This window comes from Kitasatospora sp. NEAU-CNBT7 (genome assembly GCF_057220535.1).
The window spans coordinates 142,809-152,716 of sequence record NZ_JBXQQB010000022.1; the positions used below are offsets into that span (position 1 = coordinate 142,809).

At 75.3% G+C, this 9,908-nt stretch carries 9 protein-coding genes and 1 pseudogene; 4 read left to right on the top strand and 6 right to left on the bottom strand.

Annotated features, from left to right (window positions below; translation table 11 throughout):
* Positions 1–129: 129 nt before the first annotated feature.
* Both AC2TEW_RS26120 and AC2TEW_RS26125 read right to left on the bottom strand, forming a co-directional pair.
* Positions 130–591, bottom strand: coding sequence for an arsenate reductase/protein-tyrosine-phosphatase family protein (locus AC2TEW_RS26120; RefSeq protein WP_484625798.1), 462 nt, complete (start codon positions 589–591; stop codon positions 130–132).
* Between the two features lie 118 nt (positions 592–709).
* Complete coding sequence (locus AC2TEW_RS26125; RefSeq protein ID WP_484625799.1) at positions 710–2,572, bottom strand: stealth family protein; 1,863 nt, start codon at positions 2,570–2,572, stop codon at positions 710–712.
* A gap of 260 nt (positions 2,573–2,832) precedes the next feature.
* On the opposite strand from AC2TEW_RS26125, the gene AC2TEW_RS26130 reads away from it, so the two are divergent.
* Complete coding sequence (locus AC2TEW_RS26130) at positions 2,833–3,672, top strand: potassium channel family protein (RefSeq protein WP_484625800.1); 840 nt, start codon at positions 2,833–2,835, stop codon at positions 3,670–3,672.
* 94 nt (positions 3,673–3,766) lie between these two features.
* On the opposite strand, the gene AC2TEW_RS26135 is transcribed toward AC2TEW_RS26130, so the two are convergent.
* Positions 3,767–4,414 carry a GOLPH3/VPS74 family protein gene (locus AC2TEW_RS26135; protein ID WP_484625801.1) on the bottom strand — a complete coding sequence of 216 codons (648 nt, stop codon included), beginning with the start codon at positions 4,412–4,414 and terminating at the stop codon, positions 3,767–3,769.
* A gap of 100 nt (positions 4,415–4,514) precedes the next feature.
* Positions 4,515–4,916, bottom strand: a complete 402-nt coding sequence (locus AC2TEW_RS26140) for a VOC family protein (protein WP_484625802.1) — start codon at positions 4,914–4,916, stop codon at positions 4,515–4,517.
* Between the two features lie 62 nt (positions 4,917–4,978).
* Between AC2TEW_RS26140 and AC2TEW_RS26145 the strand changes: the two genes are divergently transcribed.
* Together AC2TEW_RS26145 and AC2TEW_RS26150 are read left to right on the top strand one after the other, a co-directional pair.
* Positions 4,979–5,440, top strand: a complete 462-nt coding sequence (locus AC2TEW_RS26145) for a MarR family winged helix-turn-helix transcriptional regulator (protein WP_484625803.1) — start codon at positions 4,979–4,981, stop codon at positions 5,438–5,440.
* A 332-nt stretch (positions 5,441–5,772) separates the two neighbouring features.
* A complete protein-coding gene (locus tag AC2TEW_RS26150) occupies positions 5,773–7,350 on the top strand; it encodes a multicopper oxidase family protein (RefSeq protein WP_484625804.1) in 1,578 nt (525 codons plus the stop codon).
* Positions 7,351–7,422: 72 nt separating this feature from the next.
* Here AC2TEW_RS26150 and AC2TEW_RS26155 read toward each other — a convergent pair whose 3' ends face one another.
* Positions 7,423–8,247 carry a VOC family protein gene (locus tag AC2TEW_RS26155; protein ID WP_484625805.1) on the bottom strand — a complete coding sequence of 275 codons (825 nt, stop codon included), beginning with the start codon at positions 8,245–8,247 and terminating at the stop codon, positions 7,423–7,425.
* A 138-nt stretch (positions 8,248–8,385) separates the two neighbouring features.
* Between AC2TEW_RS26155 and AC2TEW_RS26160 the strand changes: the two genes are divergently transcribed.
* Positions 8,386–9,117: a nucleoside/nucleotide kinase family protein gene (locus tag AC2TEW_RS26160; protein ID WP_484625806.1), complete on the top strand. Its 732-nt coding sequence runs from the start codon at positions 8,386–8,388 to the stop codon at positions 9,115–9,117.
* A gap of 668 nt (positions 9,118–9,785) precedes the next feature.
* Here the strand turns inward: AC2TEW_RS26160 and AC2TEW_RS26165 are convergent.
* Positions 9,786–9,908: pseudogene (locus AC2TEW_RS26165) on the bottom strand (IS701 family transposase); the annotation flags it as partial.

Below are 9,908 nucleotides of genomic sequence, written 5' to 3' on the forward strand. Positions count from 1 at the left end.
CCCGAATCACCCGAGTACACCCGGTACGAGGCCGACTCGGGCACACGCCTGGACGGGCGCCCGGGGGAGCTGCACGCCGATCCGGCAGGATCCGCCGGGCAGGCCCCGGTGGCCCCCGGCCCTCGGGTGTCAGGGCAGGTGGCGGGCGGCCCCGGCCTCGATGATCGCCGCGCTGGCGGCGAAGTCCTCGGCCGTGCCGCCCATCGGGTCGGGCACGTCCCGGCCGTCCAGGTAGAGCCGGACCTTGGCGGCGTTCCCGGCACCGCCGAGAGTCCGCAGCCGTTCCAGCACGGAGCGGTCCATGGCGAGGACGACGTCCGCCCGGTCGAGCATCGCGGCGTCCACCCGGACGGGGCGGTGGCCGGAGAGGTCGTAGCCGAGTTCGGCCGCGGCGGCGATCATTGCGGGGTGGGCGGTCCCGCCGACCCACAGGTCGAGCAGGCCGGCGGAGCTCACCTCGGCGGCCGCGCCCGCCTTGGCGGTGAGCACCGCGGCGGCGAACGGGCTGCGGCAGTAGTTGCCCAGGCAGACCGTGAGGATGCGCACCGGGGCGCCGGTGGGGTCGGTGTGGCCGGAGTGGCCGGTGGTCACGGGCGTGCTCCGATCGGTCGTGCCGGGGAGGGGACACCACCATGATCCGCCGACCGCACCGGCGAGGACAGCAGGACAGCAGGACGGCAGGACGTCGGGGCAGCAGGGCGTCAGGGCGTCAGGGCGTCAGGACGTCCGGGCGGCCGTCGGGCGCCGGGGCGGCGTGCGGCGGAACGGCGCCGGGACCGGCCGCGGCCGGGCCGAGGTTACCCGCGGCCGGATCCTCGAACGGGGAGGGGACCGGGAAGCAGTCCCGCAGGAAGGCCCGGACGGCGCGGTCCTGTTCCGCCCGCGGAATCGCGTCGCGCACACCGTCCGCGAGGCAGAAGGCGTCGGCCCACCGGCGGTCCGCCAGATCACGCAGCCGCCCGAGGTCGTCCCCGCTGTCCACGCAGAAGTAGCCGTGCTCGAGCTCGCCGGTCACCGCCCGGCCGGTGGCGTGGGCGAGGTGACTGGCCAGGGTCACCGGCGCGAGGTCGGTCGCCGAGCGGAAGGCCGTCCCGGCGGTGACGGCCAGCGGCTCGGCGAAGCGCTCGGCGCTGTCCGCCAGGATGCTGCGCCGCAGCGGGTACGGGACGTGGCACAGCACCCGCGGGTAGGTCCGCCCGCACGCCGCCCGGATCGCGGCCCGGGTGTTCTTCTGTGCCGCGACGTAGACGGTGTCGCCCGGGCCCGCGTCACCGGGCGGGATCACCCGGTCGTCCGGGAAGACCTTGGGCAGGCCGTTGCCGTGGAAGAACAGCTGCGGGCGCAGCGGACGGCCGAGGAACATGTCGTCGTTGAAGTACAGGAAGTGCTCGGCGAGGCCGGGGATCAGGTGCAGCCGGGCCTCGATGGCGTGCGAGTTGAAGACCGGGCGGTCGCCGCCGCCGTCCGCGAACAGCTCCCGGTGGGAGACCACGGTCAGGCCGGGCCGCGAGGTGTCCAGCCAGTGCGGCACCTGGTCGTCCGTCACCAGGAACACGTGCCTGACCCAGGGCGCGTTGGCCGCGATCGAGCGCAGGCAGTAGCGCAGCTCGTCCCGGTTGCGGTAGCGCTGCGGGGTGTCGCCGGGCAGCGCGTCCGGCCCGTCGTCGGACAGGCCGCGGTCGGCCAGCACCCGGGCGCGGGCCTCGGCGCGGCGGCGCCGCCAGGCCGGGTCGCGGTCGTCGACCCAGGACACCACGGCGTCGACGGGGAAGGACACGTCCTCGGGGAACGCGGTGGCGAAGGCGTCCGCCAGCGGGTAGGTCCGGTCCCCGATCCGGATCTCCGCGGTGGCCTCCAGCGAGGGCAGCCACCAGCCGTACGGGGTCACCCCGATCGAGGCGACGGCACCCTCCCCGGACTCCGCCGCGTCCCAGAACTCCACGTCACAGCCGTGGTCGGCGCCGTAGTGCACCCGGCCGCCGGCCAGCACCGGCCGGTAGATCCGGACCCCCTTGACCCGGTCGCGCATGCTCCCGTCATCCGCCTCCCCACCCCCGTCCGGTTCTGCCGCCGGGGTCCGCGCGGGAGGCGCCTCCACTGCCTGGACGGCGGCGGGGAGCTGCTCGGCGAGGACGGTCCCCAGCGTCCGGCCGTGCTCCAGCAGGTCCGCGTAGACGGGCCGGCCGGCGAAGGCGGCCGCGCAGGCGTCGAGCACCGCGGTCCGGTCCCCCGGACGGATGGCCAGCCGGTGCCGGCCGGGCCGGTCGGGCACCACCGCGAACGGCACCCCGGCCGCCGTGAGCGCGGCGGCGGTCTCGGCGAGGTTGGCGTCCGCCATCTCGCCGGGCAGGACGGGCCCCCGCAGCAGCGCACACCGTTCACCGTGCCGGACCAGGTCGGGCAGGTCCGCCAGCAACTGCTCCTCGCGCTCCAGCAGCGGATCGGGCGGCGGCTGCGGGGCGTCGGCCGGGGCCGGCGGAAGGGCCTGCGGCCGTCGTCGTGGTGCCAGCCGGTCGGCGAGGCGCCGCAGTCGGCGCCGCAGGGCACGGGGCACGGCACGACGGACGCGCATGGAACCTCCGTAAGGGGTCGGCGCCGCCGCGGGCCCGGGGGCGGCCGTACGGCGGCGAAGGCGGAAACGGCGCAGGCCGGGGAGTCTGCCAGGCGCTGATGAGCCCAACCTGGGAGGACGCTTCCCAGCAGCTGGACCACCCGCCGCCACCCGTTTGCCCTGGGTCCGCCGTCACCCCGCGGGGCCCGGCAGAATGGCCACGGCTCCACCCGCCGTCGAAGGGCCCGACACGCCGACCAGCCAGGAAGCAGGCCATCCGGATGACCCGCCGCGAACGCTGGGAACACCGCACCCAGAACCCGCTGATCGCCCTGTCCGTCGTGTTCGCCGTGGCGTACGCCGTGCCGATCCTCGCCCCCGACGCCCGGCCGTGGGTCCTGCGCGGCGCGACCTGGGTCGAGTGGGCCGCCTGGGCGGCGTTCGCCGTCGACTACGGCATGCGGCTGCTCCTCGCCGAGCGGCGCTGGACCTTCGTCCGCAGCAATCCGCTCGACCTCGCCTCGGTCCTGCTGCCCCTGGTCCAGCCGCTCCGGCTGCTGCGGCTGGTCTCCACCCTGCTGCTGGCCGGGCGGCGGGTGCGGATGGCCTCCCAGGTCCGGCTGACCACCTATGTGGCGGGGGTCGTGCTCGGTCTGCTGGTGTTCGGTTCGCTGGCCGTGCTGGAGATCGAACGCTCCTCGCCGACCGCCAGCATCCGCACCCTGGGCGACGCGCTCTGGTGGTCCTTCACCACGATGACCACGGTCGGCTACGGGGACCTCACCCCGACCACGGGACTGGGACGGCTGCTCGCCGTCGCGCTGATGCTCTCCGGCATCGCGCTGCTCGGTGTGGTGACCGCCAACATCGCGGCCTGGTTCGTCGCCCGCTTCCAGGCGGAGGAACGCGTCGACCAGCAGAACCAGCAGGCCATCCTGGAGCTCACGGCCGAGGTCCGCGAACTGCGCCGGCAGCTCGCGGAGCTGGGCGCCGTACGGCCCGCGGAGCCGTCGGCGGACCTGCGCGCCGAGCCGTCCGCCGAGCCGCCCGCCGGGCCGTCCGCCGTGCCGCCCGTCGGGCCATCGATGGAACCGTCCCGCGCCGCCGAGCCGGTGGCCTGACCCGGCGGCGGGCGGGCAGCGTCAGGCTCAGGCCACCGCTCCCGCCGGCCGGCGGCGGTGCGGGCGCGGTGGCCGGGGGCCACGGAGGTACGGCTCAGCCGCCGCCCATGCCGCCCTGGGCCGCCACCAGCGTGGTCCCGAGGCCGCCCACCGCGCGGGCCAGGGCGGGCGACACCTCCGTCAGCCGCCCGGTCAGCGCCGCCACCCGGTCGCGGTGGGCCCGGCGCTCACCGCGGGAGACGACCGGGCCGACGCCCCCGGCCGCGGCCAGCGCCGCCAACGCGGCCTCGTTGAGGCCGACCAGCGCCGGGTCGCCCTCTCCGCGCAGCAGCGCCGCGGTCGAGCGCTGCACCGCCAGTGCCTCGGCGGGGTCCGGGACCAGCACCCGCCGCCGGGCGGGCGGCCCGTACGGGTCGCGGTCCTCGATCAGCACCGTGCCCAGGACGGCCAGTTGCTGTTCGACGGCCTCCAGGGTGTCCTCGCGGTCCCGGCGGATCCAGGCCTTCCAGCGCCGCGCGTGGGCGCCTACCCCGGCCAGCGCGGCGTCCAGGACCGGATCGCCGGTCGGCTCGGCCGCGACGGCGGCCACCCTGCCGTCGTCGTCGGCCACCCGCCCGCGGCGGGCCAGCTCGATCAGGACCGCCGCCCGCACCAGGAACCCCGTCCGGGTCCGGTCGAAGAGGGTCTGCCGGTCGGTGTCGAACGCCATCAGGTAGGTCGCGAGGTGCAGCGGTCGGCTCATGGCACCGACCCTAGGCCTGCGCCGGGCGCCGGGGCGTCGCCCGCAAGGCCGGTCCGCCGTCCGTCCGGATGAGGAGAACCCGCGCCGGACCGGTCGGCCCTCAGTAGGACTGGAGCTCGATCAGCGTGCCCTCCGGGTCGCGCAGGTGCGCGGTCCGCAGGGTCGGCCCCCAGGCCGGCCGGTCGGTGGCGGGCGCGACCTCCTCGGCGCCGTGCGCCAGGCAGAGGGCCAGCCCCGCATCGACGTCCGCCACCCGGCAGACGAACATCGCGCCGTCGCCGGGCGCCGGGGACTGGGTCGCGGTGAGGCCGATCGCCGCCGCCATCGCGGCGCGCTCGAACAGCACCAGCACGCCCTGCCCGTCCACGTCCCAGTGCGCGTACGGGCCGGCGGGCCCGCCCGTCGCCAGGCGGGCGCCGAGGAGCGGGGGCAGGACGGCGTCGTAGAAGCGGAAGGTCTCGGCGAAGCGGGTGACCAGCAGGCGGGGGTGCAGCGCGTCCACGCGGAAGCCTCCAATATTAGTGGGTGCTGACCCACTATAGGTGAGCACCTAGAATCGTGGCCATGAATCCCGAACCGGCCCCGGACACCCTCCCGCCCAGCCTGACCGGGCTCACGACCTACCTGCTGTCGCGGACCGGCAAGGCCGCCCGCGGCCTGCTCGCCGAACGGCTCGCCCGCCGCGGGCTGCGCCTGTGGCACATGGCGGTGCTCGCCGCACTGGCGGACTTCGGCCCGCACGCCCAGCGCGAGCTGGCCGTCCGGCTCTCCGTCGACCCGAGCGACATCACCAAGGTCGTCGACGAACTCGCCGCCGCCACCTGGGTCGAGCGCACCCGCGACCCCGCCGACCGCCGCCGCGTCCGCGTCCACGCGACCCCGGCCGGGCTCACCGCCCTCGCCGACCTGCAGGCCGAGGCCGAGGCCGTCCAGGCCGCCCTCCTGGCCCCGCTCACCCCCGCCGAACGGGCCCAGCTCACCGACCTGCTGCACCGGGTCTTCGAGTCGCTCCCCACCGGCGGCTGACCACCCCCGTGCGCCGGGGGAGGGCCCTGCGGCCGCGGCGGAAGCGGCCGCGCCTGCGCAGCCGGGCGGGGCAGTCACCCGTGCGGCCGACCGGCCCGGCGGCCGCGGCCGCTCGCGGCGCGCCGCCCGGCGCGGCGGCGCCGGGGTCAGCAGGTCGCCCGGTTACGCTCCTGACCCTGTGTCATCTTCCTCGGGAAGGTGTGGACTGCCTGCGCCGGACGCCGACCCTGACGGTCCTGGCCGGCGCCCGGATCAGTAGTGGGAGAGCTCTGGATGACGACGGCACCGCACAACGTCCCCGGCCTGTCGCACCCGCTCGCGGGGGGCGCCCGGTGAGCCCGCTGCGTCGTCGTACCTTCCTCGTCCTGGCCGGCGGCCTCGGATCGATGGCCGGCACCGGGTTGTTCGCCGGCCGCGCGGCCGCCAGCGTGATCAACGGGGAGCTGCTGACCAGCCGGATCGAGCTGCCGGAGCCGTTCTCGGTGCCGCTGCCGGTGGCGCCCCTTGCCAAGGCGGTGCGGCAGGCCGACGGCAGCGACCGCTTCGAGGTGGTGCAGCGCGCCGCGGACGTCGAGATCCTGCCCGGGGTCAGGACCCGGGTGTGGGGCTTCGACGGCCTGTTCCCCGGGCCGGTCTTCACCGGGCAGGCCGGCCGGCCGGTGGTGGTGAGCGTCCGCAACGAACTGCCGGTCCCCACCTCGATGCACCTGCACGGCGGAGTGACACCACCGGACTCGGACGGCTATCCGACCGACCTGGTGGTCCCCACCGGCTGGCAGCACCACGACGCGATGACGGGCGGCCACCACGGCGGCGCACCGGCGGCCGGCGGGCAGTCGGCCGGGCCGACGAAGGAGTACCGCTACCCGCTGGACCAGCGGGCCGCCACCCTCTGGTACCACGACCACCGGATGGACTTCACGGCCCCTCAGGTCTGGCGCGGACTGCTCGGCCTCTTCGTCGTCCGGGACAGCGCCGAGCTGGCCCTGCCGCTGCCCTCGGGCGAGCGCGACCTGCCGCTGCTGATCTGCGACCGGGCCTTCGACGAGGACGGCGACTTCCGCTATCCGTCGCTCGACCCCGAGCTGATCGACCCGCCCGGCGTCGAGGACGCCTACATGGCGGGCGTGGTCGGGGACGTGGTGCTGGTCAACGGTGCGCCCTGGCCCGAGCTGGAGGTGGACGCGGCCCGGTACCGGCTGCGCCTGCTGAACGGCTCGAACGCCCGCCGCTACCGGCTCGCCCTGCGGCCCGGGCCGCGCGACGGCGTCCCGTTCACCCAGATCGGCAGCGACGCCGGGCTCCTGGCGGAGCCGGTGGAACTGGACGCGGTCCCCATCGCCCCGGGCGAACGCTACGACGTGGTCGTGGACTTCTCCGCCTGGCCGGTCGGCTCGACCGTCACCCTGGTCAACACGCTCGGGGACGGCGACACCCGGTGGGTCATGCGCTTCCGGGTGGTGCGGCAGGCCGCCGACGACAGCGAGGTACCGGACCGGCTGGCCGACCCGGACGAGCTGTCGCCGGACCAGGCGGTCGCGCACCGACAGTTCTCCTTCCGCCGCACCCGGACCTCGCACGGCGGCCACGCCTGGACGATCAACGGCGAGTCCTTCGACCCGGAGACCACCCTGGCGACCGCCCGGCTGGGCAGCGTGGAGCGGTGGCGCTTCATCAGCGACGTCCACCACCCGGTCCATCTCCACCTGGCGCACTTCCAGGTGGTGGCCCGGGCCGGCGGCGACCCGCACCCGTGGGACGGCGGCTGGAAGGACACCGTCGACGTCCGGCCGAAGGAGCCGGTCGACGTCCTCGTCCGGTTCCGGGGGTACCCGGGCCGCTACATCCTGCACTGCCACAACCTCGAGCACGAGGACATGGCCATGATGGGGAACTTCCAGGTCGAGTAGGTCGGCCGGGGCCGCGGACCGGCCCGGGGCGAGCCGTCGCGGCCCGCCCCGGGCCGGTGTCCTGCGGCTCCGCTAGACGTCCGTCGTGGCCGGCATCTCGCCCGCGGTGGTCGACATGTCGATGACCGCGAAGGCGGCGCCCTGCTGGTCCGTCAGCGCGGCGAACCTGCCGAACGGGCTGTCCATCGGACCGAACTGCAGCCGGCCGCCACGCTCCGTGGCCTTGGCGACCGCCTCGTCGCAGTCCGCCACACCGAAGTAGACCTGGATGAACGCGGGGACCTCGGGCGGGAACTCCTCGCCCATGCCCATCCGGCCGAGCACCGCGCTCTCCGGCCCGCCGCCGCCGAGGCCGAAGATCCGGTAGTCCATGCCGGCGGCCTCGGGGCCGTCGCCCATGTCGACCTGCTGGGCCCGGTACGGGAAGACCTTCGGCAGGAAGGCGTCGACCTTGTCGTTGTCCCGGGTGAAGACCTCCGCCCAGGCGAAGGAGCCCGGCGCGCCGGTCTTCTCGAAGCCGCGGTGCTCGCCCGGCTGCCACACGCCGAACACGGCGCCGCTCGGCTCCCTGGCGATCATCATGGTGCCGAAGGCGCCGACCTGCATCGGCTCCATCACCACCTCGCCGCCCGCGGACCTGATCTTCCCGGCGGTGGCCGCCGCGTCGGGGGATGCGAAGTACAGGCACCACTGCGACGGCGCCTCGCTGCCGGGCATCGGCGGGACCACGGCCGCGACCGCCTTGCCGTCGGAGTAGGCCTGCGTGTAGTTGCCGTACTCGCTGGACGCCTCGCCGAAGGTCCAGCCCAGCACATCCGCGTAGAAGGTCTTCGCGCCCTCCACATCGGCGAACATCGCGTCCGCCCAGCAGGGCGCGCCCTCCGGGAACCCGGTCATGTCGGTCGACCTCTCTGTCGTGTACGACGGCGTATCCGTCCCACGCTAGGTCACCGGGGCCGGACTCCCCGGGTGGTCGAAGCGCGTGTCCGGTCCGCTCTCCGGGCAGCGTGCGTACGGGCCAGTACGATGCGCGGGATGACAGAACCGATCAACAACGAACCGCCGCGAGCCGGGGACCGGCCGGAACCGCCCACCCGGGACCGGGTGATCGGCCGTATCGCCGACCACCTCGCCACCCGGCGGCCCGGACACCCGCTGCGGGTCGCGGTGGACGGCATCACCGCCGCCGGCAAGACCACCCTCGCCCGCGCCTTGGCCGCCGCGGTGGCCGACCGCGGACGACCCGCGGTCCACCTCTCCATGGACGGCTTCCACCACCCGCGCGCCCACCGCCACCGGCAGGGCCGCGACAGCGCGGTCGGCTACTACCAGGACGCCTACGACTTCCCCGCGTTCGCGCGGCACGTCCTCGTCCCGCTCGGCCCCGGGGGCGACCGGCGCTACCGCAGCCGCATCATCGACCTGCCCACCGACCGCGCGATCGACGAACCGGCGGCCACCGCACCCGTGGACGCGGTCCTGGTGGTGGACGGCAGCTTCCTGCAGCGCGGCGAACTCGCCGGACTGTGGGACGAGGTGGTCTTCACCGACACCAGCTTCCCCGCCGCCCGCCGCCGCGGCACCCGGCGCGACACCGAGCTGCTCGGCTCCCTCGCCCGGGCCGAGCGGGCCTTCGACGACCGCTACCACGCCGCCTGCCGCCGCTACCTCGCCGAGGCCGACCCGCTCGCGCACGCCACGATCGTCGTCGGCAACGATGACCTCGACCACCCCGTGCTCCGGCGGATCGCCGACGACCGCGACTGACCGGCCGTCGACGGAGGCGTCGGGCCGGTCGGCGCGCGGGGGAGGGGCCAGCGGGCGCCGAGGAGATCCCGCACGCCCAGGCCCGGGCCCGCCGGGTGAGCGCCCGGCGAGCCGCAGCTGACGGTCGCGGTCGACACCGGACGGCCGGACAGCACCGGCAGCACGTACGAGGGCGGCGGCAGCAGCCCGGACACCGTCGTGCACCTCTCCGTGGAGAGCTTCACCGCGCAGGCGGCCAGCCTGCACGGGTGCGGCCCGTCGTGGTGCGCCAAGCCCGGGCGCCCGCTGGTCCGGGCGCTCCCGACCCTAGGCCGTGTCTGACAATTCCCGCCGGGCGCCCGACGCCGTGCATCCCGCCCGGACGCACCGGCGAATCGCCCAAGTACGACCCAGTACGAGGGCGCTCCGCCGGCACGCCCAGCCGGGCGCCCGACACCGCGCGCTGATCCGACGCGAATTGTCAGACACGGCCTAGTACTGCAACGGTGCTTAACGTGACGAGGCATCAGCTCTTGGGGTGTTGCCTCGGCTCTTGTAGTGGCTGGTCCGGGCCTGGTGCTGGCGTCGTCGGCGCCAGTGGGACCAGTGCAGGACGTGGGCGATGCTTCGGCGAACGGGCCGGGTGAGGTGGGCGATCAGTCGACGGATCTCGGGGACGGTGAGTGGGATCAGGTCTGGCGTTCGAGCCGGTCCGGCCCCTTTTCGAGCTGCTGGGCCCGCATGACTGTCAGGTAGGCGTGGGCGGCCATGGCGAGGGTGATGTGCCGATACCAGCCCGGGTAGCGACGGAT

What these genes read in the sequence shown, in the direction of transcription:
- AC2TEW_RS26155 (WP_484625805.1), bottom strand. Translation starts at nt 8,247, where the DNA reads ATGACCGGGTTCCCGGAGGGCGCGCCCTGCTGGGCGGACGCGATGTTC.
- AC2TEW_RS26125 (WP_484625799.1), bottom strand. Translation starts at nt 2,572, where the DNA reads ATGCGCGTCCGTCGTGCCGTGCCCCGTGCCCTGCGGCGCCGACTGCGG.
- AC2TEW_RS26135 (WP_484625801.1), bottom strand. Translation starts at nt 4,414, where the DNA reads ATGAGCCGACCGCTGCACCTCGCGACCTACCTGATGGCGTTCGACACC.
- AC2TEW_RS26145 (WP_484625803.1), top strand. Translation starts at nt 4,979, where the DNA reads ATGAATCCCGAACCGGCCCCGGACACCCTCCCGCCCAGCCTGACCGGG.
- AC2TEW_RS26160 (WP_484625806.1), top strand. Translation starts at nt 8,386, where the DNA reads ATGACAGAACCGATCAACAACGAACCGCCGCGAGCCGGGGACCGGCCG.
- AC2TEW_RS26130 (WP_484625800.1), top strand. Translation starts at nt 2,833, where the DNA reads ATGACCCGCCGCGAACGCTGGGAACACCGCACCCAGAACCCGCTGATC.